Below are 17,844 nucleotides of genomic sequence, written 5' to 3'. Positions count from 1 at the left end.
GCGATTCGGGCTGCTGGCGCTCCTGCGCCAGCCCCGCTAGGCTCTGCCCGAAAAAATACGGGAGAGAGAATATGTCCGCCATTCCGGTTCTGGAAACCGAGCGTTTGCGCCTGCGCGAATTTCGCCCCTCGGACAAGGACGCCTTCATCGCGGCCTTTGCGAAAGAGAAATTCGCCAGCACCATCACCCGCGAAGGACGCGCTTTGTCGCAAGAAGAAGCCTGGCGCAATCTGGCACTGGTCAATGGTAGCTGGTCGCTCGAAGGATTCGGCAATTTCGTGGTCGAACTGAAAGAAACCGGTGCCCCGATTGGGCGACTCGGGCCGTTTTCGCCGCCCGGCTGGCCGGGATTCGAAGTGGGCTGGGCCATTTTCCCCGAATATCACCGCCGCGGCTATGCTGCCGAAGGGGCCGCTGCTGCCCTGATCTGGTGCAAGGAAGCACTTCACCGGGACCGCGTGATTCACTGCGTTTTAAAAGGAAATACCGCCAGCGAAAGGCTCGCTCTATCGCTCGGCGCCAGGCATATAAGGGACTGGCAACCCCCATGGGGCGGCGATGTCAGTGTGTTCGAAACCCGGTGGGAACGGTTTATCGTGAGCCAACCCTATCAACGCCATATTGCCGCGAAGCGCGATAGCGCGTAAGCGGCGCGCTCTATGGCACAGCAGCGCGACGATAAAGAACGGGACTGGCGCCCGACCGTATTCCTCCCCAGGACCGGCTTTCCGATGAAAGCAGGCCTGCCGCAGAAGGAACCGGGCATTCTGGAAAAATGGCAGACAGAGGATCTGCACGGCACTTTGCGCGCGCAGCGTGCGGGCCGGGAGAAATTCATTCTGCATGATGGCCCGCCTTACGCCAACGGCGATATGCATATCGGCCATGCGCTCAATCATATCCTGAAAGACATGGTCTGTCGCACGCAGAGCCTGCTCGGCAAGGATGCGCCTTATGTGCCCGGCTGGGACTGCCACGGCCTGCCGATCGAATGGAAAGTCGAAGAGCAGTACCGCAAGAAGAAGAAAAACAAGGACGAGGTTCCGCAAAAGGAATTTCGTGCCGAATGCCGCGCCTATGCCGCCAAATGGGTGGATGTACAGCGCGAGCAGTTGAAGCGCCTGGGCATTCTGGGTGACTGGGACCATCCCTATCTGACGATGGACCCCGAAGCCGAAGCGACGATCGTGGCCGAATTGCTCAAATTCGCCGAAAGCGGCCAGCTCTATCGCGGTGCCAAGCCGGTGATGTGGAGCCCGGTTGAAAAGACCGCGCTGGCCGAAGCCGAAGTCGAATATGAAGACATCACCTCGACCCAGATCGACGTGGCGTTCGAAATCGTCGAAAGCCCGGTTAAAGAGCTGGTCGGTGCCTATGCGGTAATCTGGACCACAACGCCCTGGACGATCCCGGTCAATCAGGCACTCGCTTACGGCGATGATGTCGAATATGTCGTGATCGGGCATGACGGCAAAAAGCTCCTGCTGGCCGAAATATTGTTGCCTGCCACACTTGCCCGTCATTCTTCAGAAAACGGGAATGATGTCGATATTCTCTGGCGCGGCAAAGGCTCCGATCTTGCCGGGACCAAAGCCCGCCATCCGATGCACAAGCTCGGCGGCTTTTTCGCAACGCTGCGTCCTATGCTGGCGGGCGATTTCGTCACCACCGATGCAGGTACCGGTATCGTTCACCTCGCCCCCGATCACGGGGAAGACGATTTCGATCTGTGCAAGGCCAATGGCATCAACCCCGTCTTCGCGGTCGAAGCCGATGGCCGCTATCGCGCAGACTGGCTGTGGCTGCCACGCACAGACGAACGTTCGAACAGCGTCATCAATGCCCGCTTCACCGCGCCCGACGGCCCGATCTGCGAAGACCTGCGCGAAGCCGGTGCTTTGCTGTCGGCCCGGAACGATGAAAGCACGCGCCATTCCTATCCGCATAGCTGGCGTTCCAAGGCCAAGGTGATCTATCGCTGCACGCCGCAATGGTTCGTGCCGATGGATCAGCCGCTCGGCGCGCTGGAATTCGATGCCGCCCCGCTCGACGGTATCGGCGGCGCAATCGCTGCGACCGCTTCGGTGCCCACCGCCACTTTGCGCGAAACCGCACTGAAAGCCCTCTCCGAAACGCGTTTCGTGCCCGAAAAGGGCCGCAACCGGATTCGCTCCATGGTCGAAGGCCGTCCCGACTGGGTGCTCTCCCGCCAACGCGCATGGGGCGTGCCGATCACGCTTTTCGTCAATCGCGAAACCGGCGCCTATCTGGTCGATAAGGACGTCAATGCCCGGATCGTCGCCGCCGTGCAGGCACAGGGCGTTGATGCGTGGGACGAAGAAAATGCGCAGGCGCTGCTCGGCGAGAAATACGATCTCGCCGATTATGAGCGCGTTACCGATATTCTCGACGTCTGGTTCGATTCGGGTTCCACCCATGCCTTCGTACTGGAAAGCGGCCGCTGGCCCGCCCTTACCCGGCCCGAGGGTTATGACGGCCCGCCCGCCGATCTCTATCTCGAAGGGTCCGATCAGCATCGCGGCTGGTTTCAGTCTTCCCTGCTCGAAAGCTGCGGCACACGTGGCCGCGCACCTTACAAGGCAGTGCTGACTCACGGCTTCACCATGGATGCCAAGGGCATGAAAATGTCCAAGAGCCTCGGCAATACGATCAGCCCGCTCGATGTGATGCGCGATTACGGTGCGGATATTATCCGCCTGTGGGCGCTGTCGGTCGATTATACCGCCGATCACCGGATCGGGCCGGAAATCCTCAAAGGCGTGGCCGATCAGTATCGCAAGCTGCGCAACACGTTCCGCTATATGCTCGGCGCGCTGGCCGATTACGATACGGCAGAGGCTGTGCCGGTCGATCAGATGCCCGAGCTGGAACACTATATGCTGGCGCTGCTCGGCGATCTCGAAATCACCCTGCGCAATGCAGTCGATAATTACGATTATGACCGTTACACGCGCGCGCTGGCCGATTTCTGCAATGAAGATCTCTCGGCCTTCTTCTTCGATATCCGCAAGGACCGGCTCTATTGCGATGCGCCGGACAGTGCCGAACGCCGCGCCTATCGCACGGTGCTGGATATGCTGTTCCACGCACTGGTGCGGTTCGCCGCGCCGGTGCTGGTCTTCACGGCGGAAGAAGTCTGGCAGACCCGCTATCCCGAAAGTGACAGTGTGCATCTGCTCGAATGGCCGGAATTGCCCGGCGTCAGCGCCGATAAGGCACGCTGGGAAAATCTGCGCAAATTGCGCGAACAGGTGATGGAAGCCATCGAGCCGATGCGCCGCGAAAAGCAGATCCGCTCCGGCCTCGAAGCCAATGTGACCGTGCCGGGCAGCGCCGTGCCTTACGATTTCACCGATGCCGATCTGGCCGAACTGTTCATCACCGGCCCGGTCACGCGTGCTCAGCAGGATGCGATTTCGGTCAGCAAGAGCGGCGATTCCAAATGCGGCCGGTGCTGGCGGCATTTACCCGAAGTTGCCGAAGAAGGCGCATTGTGCAATCGCTGTGCCGATGCCGTTTCGGATATGGAATTGCCTGAATGAACTCTGTTTTGCGTAACAGGCTAATCGGCTTCGTGCTGGCCATCGCGATTTTCGCGGTGGATCAGTTCGTCAAATGGCTGATGGTCGGGCCGCTGCGCCTCCATCGGGTAGGCCATATCGATCTGCTGCCTTTTTTCGATCTGACCTGGACGCAGAATTTCGGTGTGTCGCTGGGCATGTTTACTGCCAATTCGATGGAAACACGCTGGATATTGGTGGGCGTGACCGCGCTGATCGCGCTGGTCGTGTTCATCTGGATTTTGCGTGAAAAACGTTTGTGGGATATTTTCGGCCTTGCCCTGATTCTGGGCGGAGCGGCCGGAAATATTCGTGACCGGATCGAATATGGTTATGTTATCGATTATGCCGATTTCCATATCGGCACCTGGCGGCCATTTCTGATCTTCAATCTCGCCGATGCCGCTATTACGATCGGTGTCCTGATTATCCTTGCTCGCTCATTGTTCATGGGCGAGAAACCCTCCAGACCCCAAAGCGAGGGCAAAGCGGACAAACCCGCGGAGACGAATTGATGCGCAACACCACCCGTTTCACCCTTATCGCCGCGAGCTGCTCGCTGCTGGCCGCCTGTGGCGGCAACGGCATTTTCAATCGCGAGCGCCCGGACGAATTTGCCGTCCAGCGGCAGGCACCGCTGGTGGTGCCGCCAGATTTCCAGCTCGTGCCCCCGGCATCGGGTGCACCGCGCCCGGCGGAAGGCTCGGCCAGCCAGCAGGCGCTCGACGCCCTGTTCGGTGGCAAAGCCGAGCGCAGCGACGTGGAAAATGACACGCTCAGCCGCGCGGGCGATGCCGATCCCGGCATCCGTTCGGAAGTGGGTTCAGAAAAGACCTATACGGTGGATAAAGGCACCGATACGCGCGCTATCCTGTCCGCTCCGCAAGGCGATGGACAGGCCGCCCGCGCTGTCACACCGAGCTGATAAGGGCCCCGCCCTCTTCCAGAACAATTATTTCGAAAAAGCCGGGCTCGTTCCGGCTTTTTTGCGGGCCCCTGCCAGAACCGAATACAGGCAGGACCGATCAGTCGCCCGCCACCTCATCGCCCTCTTCCTCATGCACGATACGCTGAGCGAGAATCTTGTCGATCTTGCGGCCATCCATATCGACCACTTCGAAGCGCCAGCCCTGCTCATCGAACAGTTCGCCTTCCTGCGGCAGCTTTTTCAGGACCGACAGAACGAAGCCCGCTGCCGTGGCGAAATCGCGCCCCTCGGGCAGTTCCACACCGAGATATTCGGTCAGCATATCAGCAGGCATAGCGCCGGAAATCAGCAGCGACCCATCGGCTCTTTCGGTGATTTCGGGATCGTCACCTTCATCCTGATGGCTGGCAAAGCTGCCGGCAATGGCGCTCAGCAAATCCGCCGGGGTCACGATCCCTTCGAGATGGCCATATTCGTCATGCACCATAGCCATGCCGGTGCCAGATTGCTGAAGAATACGTAGCGCATCCAGCGCATCGAGCTGATCGGGCACCACTTCGGTCTTGCGGGTAAGCGAAGCGAGCCGAACCGGTTTTCCCGCGAGCAGCAAAGCGAGAATCTCGCGCACTTTCACTACACCGAGCAATTTATCCGCCGAGCCGTCAGCAACGGGCAGCAGCGAGTGCGGCGACTCTGCGATTGTGGCGCGAATCTCTTCTTCGTCGGCCTCATGATCGATCCAGTCGAGCTCGATCCGAGGGGTCATCAAATCACGTACCTTGCGATCGGCCAGGCGCATAATGCCCGACAGCATCGCCCCTTCCTCTTTCTCGATCGCGCCCGAACGGGTCGCTTCGTTGAAGAGCATCTGCAATTCCTCGGCGGTCAGCGACTCTTCGCCGCTATGCCGGATACCGAGCAGGCGCAGGGCGAGGCTGGAAGATTTGTCCAACACCCAGACAAAGGGAGCCGCCACCATGGCCAGAAAAGCCATAAGCGGCGCGACCACGATTGCCACCGGCTCGGCGGCGCGCAAAGCCAGTTGCTTGGGCACGAGCTCCCCGGCAACGAGGCTGAAATAGGTGGTCAGCCCGATAACCAGAACGAAACCGGCTTCGCCGGCCAGATCCGACGGCAAACCCAGCCATGCCAGCCGCTCGCCCACCGGCCCGCCCAGCGTGGCGCCTGAATAAGCCCCCGCGACGATTCCGATCAGCGTAATGCCGATCTGCACGGTGGACAGGAACTTGCCCGGTTCGGCGGCCAGCGACAAGGCGGTTCTGGCCGGGCGGCTGCCCCGGTCGGCGGCCATTTGCAACCGCGCCCGACGGGCCGAGACAATGGCCAGCTCGGACATGGAAAACACCCCATTCAGAAGAATGAGTGCAGCCAGAATGCAGAGGTCGAACCAGGGAAAAGGTGTCACATCCGAAGCGCTAGCAGATTTGGCCGAAAGCGCGAAGACGGCAATTGCAAATGGAACAGCCGTTCATCTTGGGCGTAGTATAGGAAGGTCAGGCCCCGGCCCCGATGGCGGGTCAGTGCCTGCTATTTCGTTCAGGAGGAAAAACACAATGAATATCTCCCGCTATCTCCTTTCCGGCCTGGCCGCAGTCTCTCTGGTGACCGTGTCGGGCTGCGTGACCGACCCGAATACCGGCGAACGCAAGGTTTCCCGCACCGCCATCGGCGGCGTCGGCGGAGCGGGTCTGGGCTATCTTCTCGGCGGCCTGATCGGTGGCGACACGGCCCGCATCCTCGGTGCAGGTATTGGCGGCGTCGCCGGCGGCGCGGTCGGTTATAAGATGGATCAGCAGATCAAGGAACTGAAGGAACAGACCGCCGGTTCCGGTGTGGATGTGACCGAAACGCCCGACGGGGACGCCATTCTCGTCAATCTGCCCGACGTGACCTTTGCCGTGGACAGCACCACGATCAGCCCGAGCTTCCGCGATGCGCTCGACAATGTGGCATCGAGCCTCAGCCAGTATCCGGACAGTCTGGTCGACGTGATGGGCCACACCGATTCGACCGGTTCGGATTCGTATAATCTCGATCTGTCGCGCAGACGGGCCGATTCGGTAGCCAATTATCTGGTTTCGCGCGGTGTTTCGCGCGCCCGAATCGAAACGGTCGGCTATGGCGAGCAATATCCGGTGGCGGACAACACCACCGAATCCGGCCGCGCGCTCAACCGCCGCGTCGAAATCAAGATTACCCCGATCACGCAGGATCAGGTTCAGGCAGCCCGTTCCGGTTCCTGATCGCAACTATCGGAATCCGCGCAGCGAGCGGAGGGGAGCCGGTCCGTGAGGGCCGGCTCCTTTTTTATCCTGTCGGCCCGGAAACGCAGCCTATTGCAGCTCTTCGAGCTGCTCGCTCAGTTCGAGCCAGCGTGCTTCCTGCTCTTCCAGTTCGGCGACCAGAGCGACACGCCTTTGGCCCAGCTCTCCGATCGACAGACTGGCAAGCGGCCCCGACGCCTTAGCGGGATCGGCCAGGACATCGTCAATCGCCGCGCATTCCTGCTGAAGCTGGCCCATCGCCTTTTCCGCTGCAGCAATATCTTTGCGCAAACGCCGTGTCTGTTCGCGCCAGTTATTGCCCGAGGGTCTGGGCCTGCCCGGCTTATCCTGCCCCTTGCTGTCCGCAGGCGGCTGATTCCGCCCCAGCACAAAATCGATATAGTCGGCCATGCTGCCGTCATATTCCGTCGCTGTGCCGCCATCGACCAGCACCAGCCGGTCGGCTGTCAGCTCGACCATATGGCGGTCATGGCTGATAAGAATCACCGCGCCCTGAAAATCGTTGAGCGCCTGCACCAGCGCTTCGCGCGCATCGACATCGAGATGGTTGGTCGGCTCGTCCAGAATAAGAACGTGGGGCGCATCGCGCGTCACCAGAGCCAGAGCAAGGCGCGCCCGTTCGCCGCCAGATAATTGCCGCACATCGGTGAGCGCCTTGTCCCCCGAAAAACCGAACCGTCCAAGCTGCGCACGCACCTGTTCAGGTGTCCTGCCTTCCATGGCCCGGCTCATATGGTCGTAAGGCGTGGCATCGCCCGCCAGCTCCTCAACCTGATATTGCGTGAAATAGCCGATCCGCAATTTAGAAGAGCTGTTCATGCCACCTTCCATCGGCGGCAATTGCCCGGCCAGCAGCCGGGCCAGCGTGGTCTTACCATTGCCGTTGCGCCCCAGCAGCGCCAGCCGGTCTTCCGGGTCGATACGCAGATTGAGGCGCCGCAATATCGGTTTTTCAGCCTCATATCCTACGGCTGCCAGATCCAGCGTGACCAGCGGCGGACGCAATTGATCGGGATCGGGGAAGGCAAAGCGCATTTCCGGATCTTCTATCATCGCGGCAACTGGCTGCATCTTGGCCAGCATCTTGGCGCGCGACTGCGCCTGTTTCGCGGTAGAGGCGCGCGCACTGTTGCGGGCGACGTAATCGGCCAGTTTGGCACGCTGCGCTTCCTGCGCCGCCTGTGCCGCTTCGAGCTGTGCGGCGCGGGCGGCCCGCTGCTGTTCGAAGCTGTCATAACCGCCGGGATAAAGCGTTAGCTTCCCCCCCTGGAGATGCAGTATATTGTCCACCACATTGTTCAGCAGATCGCGCTCATGGCTGATGATGAGGATGGTTGCAGGATAGGTCTTGAGAAAATTTTCCAGCCACAATGTCGCTTCGAGATCGAGATGGTTCGACGGTTCGTCGAGCAGCAGCACATCGGGTGCAGAAAACAACAATGCGGCCAGAGCGACACGCATTTTCCAGCCGCCCGAAAAATCATCGAGCGGGCGTTGCTGCATGGCTTCATCGAAACCCAGCCCCACCAGAATTCGCGCTGCCCTGGCCGGAGCGCTATAGGCATCGATCGCCAATAATCTTTCATGAATATCGGCCAGCCTCTCAGGCGCAGGATCCTGCTCCAGTTCGATCAGCAAATCCGCGCGTTCGACATCGGCAGCCAGCACCGTTTCGAAAGGCGTTGCATCGCCTGCCGGTGCATCCTGCGCAATATAGCCCAGCCGGGCGCGCCGGGGCACATCGATACTGCCATCGTCGGGTTCGATCTGACCGATCAGTGCCTTCATGAGCGTGGACTTGCCCGCCCCGTTCCGGCCGACCAGCCCGACCCTGCCCCGCGGAGGGATCGACGCACTCGCCTTGTCGAGAATAACACGCCCGCCAAGGCGCACTGTGATGCTATTGATCGTCAGCATGGCGTGCGTCTAGCAGCGCCTTTCCGAGCATTCCATGGGTTTGCCGGAAATCGTACACTTTCCCGCAGAACAGACAGGCCCTATATGGCTCCCGAGACAGTCATGATGGTTCACGATACGCTTTTCGACAGGCTGGCCCGTTCCCGTTTTCGCAGCCGGTTTCATCTCGGGGAGCGGGAACATGACTATGCCCGGGCCAAAGGACGCATGGCGATCATCGACCACGCCCAAGGCTTCATCGCGCAGCGTCTGGCCCCGGCATTTCCCAGGAATGACGGTAAACAGACGCCCATGCGCGGCCATCCCGTCTTTATCGCCCAGCATGCCACCGCCTGTTGCTGCCGCTCCTGCCTGACGAAATGGCACGGCATTGCAGCCGGGCGCGCCTTAGGCGCAGCGGAACAGAACTATATCGTTGCAGTGGTCATGCGCTGGATCGACGGAGAAATGAATCGTTCTGTTCCGGCCATCGCCCCGACAACAGGAAAACATCTATTATGAGTGTTGGAACCCCCGCCACACAGTTTCTGCGCAAGGCCGACATCGCCTTCGAACCCGTACAATATGATTATCATCCGGGGCAGGAGCGGGTCGCTTTACAAGCTGCCGAGGCGGTGGGCATTGCCCCCGATCATCTGCTCAAGACATTGATGCTGGAAGTGGACGGCCATCCGGCCTGTGTCGTGGTTCCAGGAGACCGGACGGTCTCGATGAAACGGGCCGCTGCGGCATTCGGCGGCAAATCGGCTTCGATGATGCCCAGTGACAAGGCAGAGCGCATCACCGGCTATCGGACTGGCGGAATCAGCCCCTTCGGGCAAAAACGCAAAGTACCGGTGATATTCGAAAGCACAGCCATGGCGTTCACGCAGGTCGGTATCAATGGCGGCAAAAGGGGGTTGATTCTGTTGCTGTCACCCGAAGCGGCCCGGGCTGCACTGGATGCCCGGGCCTTGCCGCTCTGCGCGGAGAACTGATGGAACGGTTTCGTGTCATCGCCTGACCGACCCCAGGCAAGCGGTGCGCCTATGACACGGCTCGCAGGCGATAGAGCGCACTGCCATGCGGTGGCAGTTCGGCCGTGACACGCCCTTCGGACACACCCAGCTCCTGCCCTGCCCACAGATCGCGCACCGCCATACGCTGTGGCATGCCGAGCAAGGCCAGATCCGCGCCAACCGGGCGGGCTTCGCCGGACATATTGAACAAAGCGAGATAGCGGTCCTCGCTATCCGATGCTCTGGCCGACCAGACGCGTATTCCATCCTCCAGATAATGCGGCTGATTATCGGTGCTCGCCTGATTGACTGCCAGTACTTCACGATTGGTCAGCAAGGTGAGCGTCGCTTCATCGAGATAGCGTAAATCGCCCCCCATAATGAGCGGTGACCGGGCTATCGACCACAAAGTCATGAGCGTGCGCTGCTCGGCCGGGGTGAAGCGCGTATCCCGATCCCCCAGAGCCAGACGCCCCAGCGGCAACATATCGGCATCCGGCCAGCAGCCGGGGCCGCGGAACAGACTCCAGTTCGCCAGACGCGTGAATTGCGCTTCCAGCATGCCCCAGTCATCCCAGAAATCGTCGGAAATACGCCACATCTGGGCATAGCGGCGGACATGATCGCCACGCGGCACCGGCGTTTCACCGGGGGACAGGCTCAGAACCATCGGCCGGCCGCAACGGGCAATGGCTTTTCCCGCCGCCTCGATTTCGGGCACATGCGCATCATAAGGGCGGCTCATATCGTCCATCTTGATGAAATCGACGCCCCATGATGCATAGAGCCGGAAAATACTGTCATAATAAGCCTGTCCGCCGGGCCGCCCCATATCGACCCCGTACATATCGGGATTCCAGGGGCAAATGCTGGACGTATCGGCAATATCCTGCGCACGGTAACCGGTATCGAGAATGGGGAGATTACGCTTCACGGCCAGACGCGAAATACCGCGCATCACATGAATGCCGAATTTGAGACCCAGTGCATGAACTTTATCGGCCAGCGGCGCGAAACCCTTGCCACCCTTTGAGGAGGGGAACCGGTTGGGGGCCGGGATGAGCCGGGCATATTCATCCAGCGCCGGTACCGGATTGGCATTATAGGAATAGCTGCTGGCCTCAGGTTCATACCACTGAATGTCCACCGTCAGCGTATCGTAACCGGAAGGCAGCAGTTTATCTGCCATAATCCGGGCGGTTTCGAGCGTTTGCTCCTCAGTGATCGTACCGGCAAAACTGTTCCAGCTGTTCCAGCCCATGGGCGGGCGCGGTGCAAGCATGGCAGATGATGAATCGGTCTTTCGGCTGTCGGGACCGTCCGCCACATCGCGCGCGCTCGCGCGCAACGCCATACCCGCCAATGGTGCCGCCGCTGTTGCCAGCAAAGCCCTGCGTCGCGAAATATCCATATATCTTTGCCCCTCGCTTTAACTCAGACAAATTAATGTCCGAGTTAAAGCGAGGTTGCAAGGGCTCTGCCAAAAGCACCGGTGAGACCGGTCGCCTTTCAAGCTTGCACAGGCAGGCTGGCATCGTTGCAGATAAGGCTGAAGGCTATGTATTCGCTATAAACGGTACAGGCGCTTGCCATTATCGTGGAAGATTTTCGCCCTTTCCGCCGCGTTGCATCCGGCTTCGTCCAGTAAAGTCGAATGTGTTTCCCATATTCTGGCATAGGAAGCGGCCAGCCCGTCTACAGGGTAATTGGACCCGCAAACCAGACGGTCCGGCCCAATCGCATCGATACAATCCAGCACATAGGGCCGCACTTCATCGATCGTCCATTCCTTACCGAAAAGGCCATAGCCGGATAATTTGAGATAGACATTCGGCAACTCGCCATAAATCCTGATCGTTTGCTTCCATGCCGCGATCGCTTCTTCATCGCGCCATATCGAAAGTGCAAGATGGGGAAACACGAAGTTTATATTCGGGTGGGCCCGGATAAGGCTGATGACATCATCTGTCTGCTCGGGGGAAGCCGCACGAACTTCCAGCACAAGCTTGTGTTTCTCCAGCAGCGCCAGATTGCGCAGCCAGGTTTCATCCTTGAGCGGATTGTAATCGGCCGGAGCGCCAAGGCCCGGATGCATCTCGGCGCGCAGACCGCGCAGATTCGGGAATGCGCAATGCTGTTCGATGGTTTCGGCCGCATCACTCGCCCGTAAATCCCCCCGAGCGACAAAACCCTGCGGCATGCCGTTCCCCTCCGAATCCGCCACGGATTGCAGCCAGGCGGACTCACTGACGCTGTCAGCCGGATCGGCATCGGCCTGCAAATGAACCGCAGCCACGACATCAACCCCTGCCATGTCCTTGCGAAAATCCTCAATCAGGTAGTTTTTCCTGATGCTGCGGTAATCGCCATTAATACGGGTCACATTCTCCGAAATCCGGTCGGTCAGCCAGGGGTAGTAATTCACCTTCAGGTCCCAGAGGTGAAAGTGACAGTCGATTATTTTTTCCATAACCTCTCCTTCCGGCCTGGCAGCCAGATCGACAGATTCGCCTTTCAAGGCAAAAACAGGATGTGTCCGGTTGCGTGACCGTCTCCTTCGAGCAGGAAAACGGCACTATCCCTGCCCAAGCACCATGCGAGGCAGATTCACAGCACCGGCTGATGCGGCTCAGCCGAGTTTGGCTTCTTTCCACTTTTCCAAAGCGGCCATCCAGCGCGGCGTTGTGGTGGTCTCAAGGTAATCGGACTGCATCTCTTCGGTCAGGATTTCGAGCATGACCCTGTTCTCAATCCAGAGTTCGACCACATCAAACCCCATTTTGCGGCGCAGGCGCTGAGCGAACCAGCCTTCTCTTTCGCCGATCGCGAATATGTCGTCCGCAGTCAGCCCGGTGCCGATCGCCAGATGCGTCTCAACACGATTTGTGCCTGAGGGTGCAGGATTGGGGACTACAACCTTCGGGTCCTCATAATCGATAATACTGTTATGAGGGTATACTTCCAGCGCCGTGTTCCGATCGTCCGAAGCGACGGCCATCCAGGACCCGTTCTGAAGCGGCAGAAAAGGGAAATGTTCCCCGCCCCAGATTTCCGCTACGACTTTTGAAACATTTTCCGGATCTTTGGCTGCGATTGACGCATGATACAGCATTTTCAATAATCCTCTTCCAAGTGTTATTCACGCGACAGGCGCCATTGCCCATCCACGCCTTTTGTTATGCTGGATGTTTCCAGTCATTAGCTCGGGAGCTGCACATTCAGGCTGGCTCCCCAACCGCTTCCCGCACCGGCAGAAGAAACCCGGCAAAGAACCGGCTCAGTTCGTTATGTGCGGATAACGGCAAAACATGGCTGACATATTGATCCGGCCGGACGATCACGACGCAGCCTTCTGCCCTATCGATGTCACGCAGGGCGAAAATATCCTCACCGCTCTTCACATCAGCGCAGAACACTTTCTCGTAATCCGGCAATCCGTAGATGCCCTTTTTAGGGCGCAATAATGAAGGCATGGCGGCATGTTCGAGGCTGCGAAACCCTTGTTGGAACACAGCCCGCACATCGATCACAGCGTCGATATCCTCATCCGGCCCGGTATGGCGCCAGACCGGCGAAAGACCGGAGTTCTCAAGGAAATCGCATAGCGTATCGATAGCACCGCCCGCCTGCCCGCTGTCATCCGCAGGAGCGAAAGCAAACAGACGCCACCGCCCGTCGGCTTCTACTGCATGACCAAGCTGCATAGGCATGGCATCCGCCAGCCGGATAACGGGTGCGGAGTGGAAACGCATACCGACAGGAAAACCGGTTGCCAGATGCTGCCAGTCCTCACTTCCGGTTAAAACCGAGGGTTCATAGCGTATGGTCAGTCCGGCGGTAAATTCGCCATTGGCGATAAACTCGCGCTGGACCCGCGGCATTGATTCGTCGATATCATCTGCCGATCTGGTGCCAATGACACGCGCCCAGCGGTGATCGAACTCGACCAGAGCCTTAGCTGCGGCACGGCGTTCGGCAGTATAGCTGTGCAGCAGTTCGGGAGAAGAACGCCCTGTCAGCACAGCAATCAGCTTCCAGCCCAGATTGAATGTATCGCCCATCGATACGTTCATCCCCTGCCCCGCTTTCGGGCTGTGCGTATGGCAGGCGTCACCCGCCAGCAAGACACGCGGGGTCCGGTCCGATGAGGCATCGGCCGAAACATCGTCGAAAGCATTGGTTAGCCGATGCCCGATCTCATAGATCGACGACCAGACCACTTCTTTCACGTCGAGCGTATAGGGGTGGAAGATGCGTTTGGCCTTGGCGATGATGTCATCGGCACTCAGGCCGCGTTCGGCGACACGTTCATCCGCCGCCAGCTTGTCCAGCTCTACATAAATACGAACCAGATAGCCTCCCTCTCTGGGAAGAAGAAGAACAGACCCATTCTCAGCAGACTGGATAATCGCCTTCATGCGAAAGTCGGGAAAATCTGTAAGAGCGAGCATGTCCATCACGCCCCAGGCCTGATTGGCAGCATCACCCTGTAAAGAGCCGCCGATTGCCTTGCGAACACTGGATCGCGCCCCGTCGCATCCGACGACATAACGCGCGCGAACGATCTGCGTCTGGCCTTCTCTGCCTGGTGCAGTATGTTCAAGTGTGACCGTTACAGGATAATCCTTCGCCGTCTCATCAACAGCCAGCGTCGAAACTTTCAGCCCATAATCGGGTGTCAGCCGGGTGGGCGCATTGCGCATGAGATCAAGATACATATCATGCACCCGGGCCTGATTAATCAGCACATGCGGCATCTCGCTCAGACCGTCCGCCACATCCTGCACTCGCCCAACCCGGTGGATATTCTCGGGTTTTTGAGGGTCCGGATTCCAGAAAGTGGTTTCATTGATCCAGACCGATTCCCGCTTCACTTTTTCTGCAAAGCCAAACGCCTGAAACATCTCCATTGAGCGAACATTAATGCCATCCGCCTGGCCCTTTTCCATAGGTGCCAGCTTGGGCTCCACAAGCATGGTCCGGATTTCCGGGACACGGGCAAGCTGGGCCGCGAGACACAGCCCGGCGGGACCGCTACCCGCAATCAGGACATCGACACGATCCGGCACAACGACATCCGGCACCCGCACCTTCGGTGCAGCGGGGAAAATATCCGGATCGCCCGGGCGAAAGCCGTTCAAATGAAACTGCAATCTGTCCCTCCTTTTATAGCGGGCGGGATCGTCCTCACCCCACCTGTCCGATCTCAAGCGGAGTATCGACCAGCTTCTCAGCGCCACCTTCGCGCACAACCATGAAGTCGCCGAGCATCACGCCGACATCGACTTTCCAGCGTGAGTCATGGAGGTCGACATTGTTGCCAAGCGTCATCCGCTCCTCGAGAACAAGATTCATCATCCGGTCGCCATTGCCCGGATTATTGCCGTAGCCCGGCTCGTAGACGATGCTCGGAAACTCGGGAGATGCCGTCCCCTTCGAATTGAAGCCGAGTTCGACCCAGTCGAGATTGGCTTTTTTCGCGGGTGCACGGATCATCTCCAGCGCCTCGCCAAAAGTCCGCCCCGGAACGAGCGCTTCCTGGCTGGCATGCAGGCATTCAACCGCAATGTCCCACAGCCGCTTCAACTCGTCCGGCACAGTTTTGCCGAGATAGACTGTATATTCGGTGTGGACGCGATAGCCGCCATATTGAGTATGGAATTCAGAGATCACGAGATCACCGTTCTGCAATGGCCGCATCGAGGGGATGACCGGATGTTCAAACCCGTGCAGCAAGTGCCACAATTCATCTTCGGAATGCTCGACCGGCCCCGCACCGAACAGATTGAACAGAATTGGCTCGGCCCCGTTGGCGACCTGCGTGCGGAACATTTCGGCATAGACAGCGGCGTCGGGCTGCCCCGGCTGACACGAAGCAAGCATGGCATCGACGGTCTTGCGCGCGATCTTGCCCGCCTCGCGCATCATGCCGATCTCTTCCTCGCTTTTAGTGAAGCGCATTTCGGAAAGCAGTGGCGTCGCATCAACGAACTGCACATTGGGCAGACATTTCTCAATGCCCAGAATATCGTGATGCAGGAAGGTAGGCTGGGTCTGCAGGAAGGACGAAAATCCGACCAGACCGATACGCGAACGATCAAGACCTCGCGCCTCGATCTCGGCTGCCAGTGCGGGCGGGCCGCCCTTATGACGGAAGTCACTCACCCATTCCTGCGTGGAATGATAAAGCGTGGTGGGCCGCAGCATATGTGCCACGCTGCTCCATACCACCGGTTCGCCATCGAGAGGAAACAGCGCGTCCGCCCCAAAGCCCGTTCCCACCTGTAACAGATAGCGCAGATTGCCCATACCGCTACCTGCCGAGATGTCGTTACCCAGAAGCAACAGGGCATCGATCTTGCCATGGATCATCTTCTTGCGGATCCGATCCCAGCGCCAGTCCCGCTCCTTGAGCGAAAGTTGCGGAATATAGTTCAGCAATTCACGCGTAGCACGGGCTCCTTCTGGTACCGGACGATTGGGGGCTGGGAAATCAGGCTGCATGAATGGGATCCTCTCTTTTATTATAGAAACCTGGCACCGCCCGGCCTTAAGGCCGCTCCGGCAAGACAGGACCGCCGGAAAGCAGAGTGATATCGAAACCGTTGGTCACGATCGCAGCCAGGCTGTATTGTCCGATAGTGGTTATCAATTCGACCATGCCGCCAAAGCCAATCCGGTCGATGGCCCTCTGATAAAGCGCATCCGGGATTTGCCGAAGTTCCAGCAGGCTGATCGACAGGTCATAGAAAATCAGCTCATCGTCCGGAGCCGATGCAGGTCTGGTGCTATTGGCAATAGAATCGATCACGTCCTGCGTCAGACCGGCTTCCAGCGCTATCGGCGCATGTGCCGCCCATTGATAGCGCGCATCCCAGAAACGGGCGACACACAGAATAGCCACTTCAATCAGCCGCCTGTCGAGCTTTCCGCTTTCTCGCAGCACGCTGCTGACGTCATCCATCCGGGCGGCAAGTTCTGGATTGGCACGCAGCCACACACGAAAAGGACCATCCACGATTCCACCACGTGAGCCGGAAATTGCTTCGCAAATTTTAGCATTCGCAGGATCGAGCTTATCAAGGTCGATCGGTTCGACACGCATATCGTTTTCGCCTTTCACTCTACCCAATCTCGAGGTCGTTGCCCCAGTCGATCATCTTACCGACGTATCGACCATCTATATCGTGTACATATATTATGTGCACGTAATATATGTCGTCAAGACATCTCTCACGATTTTACGACGAGAGGTGGCGTAGAAGGTTTCAACTTTCATCCAGCCCGCCTCAAGATGGATATAGCCTCCGTCTTCCAACAACTGACGGGAAATTTGCCTTGTTTGCAATAAATCCGTGAGTAAAGCATGGCACATGCACCTCGAAAAGATGCTTCATCTACCTGCCCATCTTCTGCGACGCGCGCATCAACTGTCTACGGCACTCTTCGCCATTGAATTACCGGACGAAGACCTGACAGCCATCCAGTACGCCACGATGATTGCGGTTGCCGACCTTGGAGAGACCGATTCGACCACGATTTCTCGTACGATAGGTGTCGACCGAGCGACATTGGGTGGAGTGGTAGACCGGCTCGAGAAGAAGGGTATGCTGTCACGAACATCCTGCCCGGTTGACCGGCGTGTGAAGATGCTACGGGTGACAGATGCGGGTCTTGCTGTGCTGCAACGCATTGAGCCTGCAGTGATGAATGTGCAGCAGCGCCTGACACAAAATCTGACCGCAGAAGAGAGTGAGCTGTTTTGCAGCCTGCTCCTCAAAATGGTCCGCGGGACTGAAAAGGTGGACTGACACCCTGTTTGCCCGCCCTCGACAGGCGGATATTAAGAGGCAGCACGACCGGATTCAAACTATCCTTGAATCGCTATCATCGGAGCTTTCGTTCGAAGTAGAAAGTCTTCGAGAACAGGTGCTTTAACCACCGAGCCTGTATTGGCAATGGCGATTGGGAGGTTTGGTTTGGAGTGTGGTTGCGGGGGCAGGATTTGAACCTGCGACCTTCAGGTTATGAGCCTGACGAGCTACCGGACTGCTCCACCCCGCGCTGGGTGTCTGTGTTGTTACAGACGCAAAAGCCGCCGCTCGGAGTGATCC

At 58.6% G+C, this 17,844-nt stretch carries 16 protein-coding genes and 1 tRNA gene; 8 read left to right on the top strand and 9 right to left on the bottom strand.

Annotation, left to right across the window (positions count from 1 at the left end):
• Window positions 1-71 precede the first annotated feature (71 nt).
• The 4 genes from D6851_RS10215 to D6851_RS10200 are packed head-to-tail and all read left to right on the top strand — an operon-like array spanning window position 72 to window position 4,506.
• Window positions 72-647 carry a GNAT family N-acetyltransferase gene (locus D6851_RS10215; RefSeq protein WP_120324815.1) on the top strand — a complete coding sequence of 192 codons (576 nt, stop codon included), beginning with the start codon at window positions 72-74 and terminating at the stop codon, window positions 645-647.
• Window positions 648-659: 12 nt separating this feature from the next.
• Entirely contained in the window at window positions 660-3,563 is a 2,904-nt protein-coding gene (gene ileS / locus D6851_RS10210) for an isoleucine--tRNA ligase (protein WP_120324814.1), read from the top strand.
• Entirely contained in the window at window positions 3,560-4,096 is a 537-nt protein-coding gene (gene lspA, locus D6851_RS10205) for a signal peptidase II (protein ID WP_120324813.1), read from the top strand. The genes ileS and lspA overlap by 4 nt, the downstream gene beginning before the upstream one ends.
• On the top strand, window positions 4,096-4,506 hold the full coding sequence (locus tag D6851_RS10200) for a DUF3035 domain-containing protein (RefSeq protein ID WP_120324812.1): 411 nt from the start codon (window positions 4,096-4,098) through the stop codon (window positions 4,504-4,506). The genes lspA and D6851_RS10200 overlap by 1 nt, the downstream gene beginning before the upstream one ends.
• Window positions 4,507-4,606: 100 nt before the next feature.
• Here D6851_RS10200 and D6851_RS10195 read toward each other — a convergent pair whose 3' ends face one another.
• Entirely contained in the window at window positions 4,607-5,935 is a 1,329-nt protein-coding gene (locus tag D6851_RS10195; RefSeq protein ID WP_120324811.1) for a hemolysin family protein, read from the bottom strand.
• A gap of 148 nt (window positions 5,936-6,083) precedes the next feature.
• On the opposite strand from D6851_RS10195, the gene D6851_RS10190 reads away from it, so the two are divergent.
• On the top strand, window positions 6,084-6,773 hold the full coding sequence (locus tag D6851_RS10190; RefSeq protein WP_120324810.1) for a YiaD family glycine zipper/OmpA-like lipoprotein: 690 nt from the start codon (window positions 6,084-6,086) through the stop codon (window positions 6,771-6,773).
• A 90-nt stretch (window positions 6,774-6,863) separates the two neighbouring features.
• On the opposite strand, the gene D6851_RS10185 is transcribed toward D6851_RS10190, so the two are convergent.
• The gene (locus D6851_RS10185; RefSeq protein WP_120324809.1) at window positions 6,864-8,732 is read right to left on the bottom strand and encodes an ABC-F family ATP-binding cassette domain-containing protein; all 1,869 of its coding nucleotides are present in this window, start codon (window positions 8,730-8,732) and stop codon (window positions 6,864-6,866) included.
• An 84-nt stretch (window positions 8,733-8,816) separates the two neighbouring features.
• On the opposite strand from D6851_RS10185, the gene D6851_RS10180 reads away from it, so the two are divergent.
• Window positions 8,817-9,233: a DUF4186 domain-containing protein gene (locus tag D6851_RS10180; RefSeq protein WP_238474032.1), complete on the top strand. Its 417-nt coding sequence runs from the start codon at window positions 8,817-8,819 to the stop codon at window positions 9,231-9,233.
• Complete coding sequence (gene ybaK / locus D6851_RS10175; RefSeq protein WP_120324808.1) at window positions 9,230-9,709, top strand: Cys-tRNA(Pro) deacylase; 480 nt, start codon at window positions 9,230-9,232, stop codon at window positions 9,707-9,709. Before D6851_RS10180 ends, ybaK begins: the two co-directional genes overlap by 4 nt.
• Window positions 9,710-9,758: 49 nt before the next feature.
• Here the strand turns inward: ybaK and D6851_RS10170 are convergent, their stop codons facing one another.
• The 6 genes from D6851_RS10170 to D6851_RS10145 form a co-directional block, all read right to left on the bottom strand.
• A complete protein-coding gene (locus D6851_RS10170) occupies window positions 9,759-11,141 on the bottom strand; it encodes a glycoside hydrolase family 27 protein (protein ID WP_120324807.1) in 1,383 nt (460 codons plus the stop codon).
• A gap of 156 nt (window positions 11,142-11,297) precedes the next feature.
• Window positions 11,298-12,200: an amidohydrolase family protein gene (locus tag D6851_RS10165; RefSeq protein ID WP_147395462.1), complete on the bottom strand. Its 903-nt coding sequence runs from the start codon at window positions 12,198-12,200 to the stop codon at window positions 11,298-11,300.
• A 159-nt stretch (window positions 12,201-12,359) separates the two neighbouring features.
• The gene (locus D6851_RS10160; RefSeq protein ID WP_120324805.1) at window positions 12,360-12,842 is read right to left on the bottom strand and encodes a hypothetical protein; all 483 of its coding nucleotides are present in this window, start codon (window positions 12,840-12,842) and stop codon (window positions 12,360-12,362) included.
• Between the two features lie 106 nt (window positions 12,843-12,948).
• The gene (locus D6851_RS10155) at window positions 12,949-14,883 is read right to left on the bottom strand and encodes an FAD-binding monooxygenase (protein ID WP_120324804.1); all 1,935 of its coding nucleotides are present in this window, start codon (window positions 14,881-14,883) and stop codon (window positions 12,949-12,951) included.
• 34 nt (window positions 14,884-14,917) lie between these two features.
• The gene (locus D6851_RS10150) at window positions 14,918-16,234 is read right to left on the bottom strand and encodes a M24 family metallopeptidase (protein ID WP_120324803.1); all 1,317 of its coding nucleotides are present in this window, start codon (window positions 16,232-16,234) and stop codon (window positions 14,918-14,920) included.
• A gap of 46 nt (window positions 16,235-16,280) precedes the next feature.
• On the bottom strand, window positions 16,281-16,835 hold the full coding sequence (locus D6851_RS10145; protein WP_120324802.1) for a carboxymuconolactone decarboxylase family protein: 555 nt from the start codon (window positions 16,833-16,835) through the stop codon (window positions 16,281-16,283).
• Between the two features lie 268 nt (window positions 16,836-17,103).
• Here D6851_RS10145 and D6851_RS10140 point away from each other — a divergent pair, with 268 nt between their 5' ends.
• Window positions 17,104-17,541: a MarR family winged helix-turn-helix transcriptional regulator gene (locus tag D6851_RS10140; protein ID WP_120324801.1), complete on the top strand. Its 438-nt coding sequence runs from the start codon at window positions 17,104-17,106 to the stop codon at window positions 17,539-17,541.
• Between the two features lie 176 nt (window positions 17,542-17,717).
• Here D6851_RS10140 and D6851_RS10135 read toward each other — a convergent pair.
• Window positions 17,718-17,794 (bottom strand) — tRNA-Met (locus D6851_RS10135).
• Window positions 17,795-17,844: the final 50 nt, after the last annotated feature.

This window comes from Altericroceibacterium spongiae (assembly GCF_003610805.1).
In the GTDB taxonomy this organism is placed as follows: Bacteria; Pseudomonadota; Alphaproteobacteria; order Sphingomonadales; family Sphingomonadaceae; genus Altericroceibacterium; species Altericroceibacterium spongiae.
Note: the sequence above shows the minus strand (reverse complement) of the source record. Positions and strands in the feature narration are given on the sequence as shown.

Bases quoted from the DNA above. Each gene is read 5' to 3' on its own strand.
- D6851_RS10160 (WP_120324805.1), bottom strand. From the start codon at position 12,842: ATGCTGTATCATGCGTCAATCGCAGCCAAAGATCCGGAAAATGTTTCA.
- D6851_RS10190 (WP_120324810.1), top strand. From the start codon at position 6,084: ATGAATATCTCCCGCTATCTCCTTTCCGGCCTGGCCGCAGTCTCTCTG.
- D6851_RS10140 (WP_120324801.1), top strand. From the start codon at position 17,104: ATGCACCTCGAAAAGATGCTTCATCTACCTGCCCATCTTCTGCGACGC.
- D6851_RS10170 (WP_120324807.1), bottom strand. From the start codon at position 11,141: ATGGATATTTCGCGACGCAGGGCTTTGCTGGCAACAGCGGCGGCACCA.
- D6851_RS10200 (WP_120324812.1), top strand. From the start codon at position 4,096: ATGCGCAACACCACCCGTTTCACCCTTATCGCCGCGAGCTGCTCGCTG.
- lspA (WP_120324813.1), top strand. From the start codon at position 3,560: ATGAACTCTGTTTTGCGTAACAGGCTAATCGGCTTCGTGCTGGCCATC.
- ileS (WP_120324814.1), top strand. From the start codon at position 660: ATGGCACAGCAGCGCGACGATAAAGAACGGGACTGGCGCCCGACCGTA.
- D6851_RS10150 (WP_120324803.1), bottom strand. From the start codon at position 16,234: ATGCAGCCTGATTTCCCAGCCCCCAATCGTCCGGTACCAGAAGGAGCC.
- D6851_RS10215 (WP_120324815.1), top strand. From the start codon at position 72: ATGTCCGCCATTCCGGTTCTGGAAACCGAGCGTTTGCGCCTGCGCGAA.
- ybaK (WP_120324808.1), top strand. From the start codon at position 9,230: ATGAGTGTTGGAACCCCCGCCACACAGTTTCTGCGCAAGGCCGACATC.
- D6851_RS10145 (WP_120324802.1), bottom strand. From the start codon at position 16,835: ATGCGTGTCGAACCGATCGACCTTGATAAGCTCGATCCTGCGAATGCT.
- D6851_RS10180 (WP_238474032.1), top strand. From the start codon at position 8,817: ATGGCTCCCGAGACAGTCATGATGGTTCACGATACGCTTTTCGACAGG.
- D6851_RS10185 (WP_120324809.1), bottom strand. From the start codon at position 8,732: ATGCTGACGATCAATAGCATCACAGTGCGCCTTGGCGGGCGTGTTATT.
- D6851_RS10165 (WP_147395462.1), bottom strand. From the start codon at position 12,200: ATGGAAAAAATAATCGACTGTCACTTTCACCTCTGGGACCTGAAGGTG.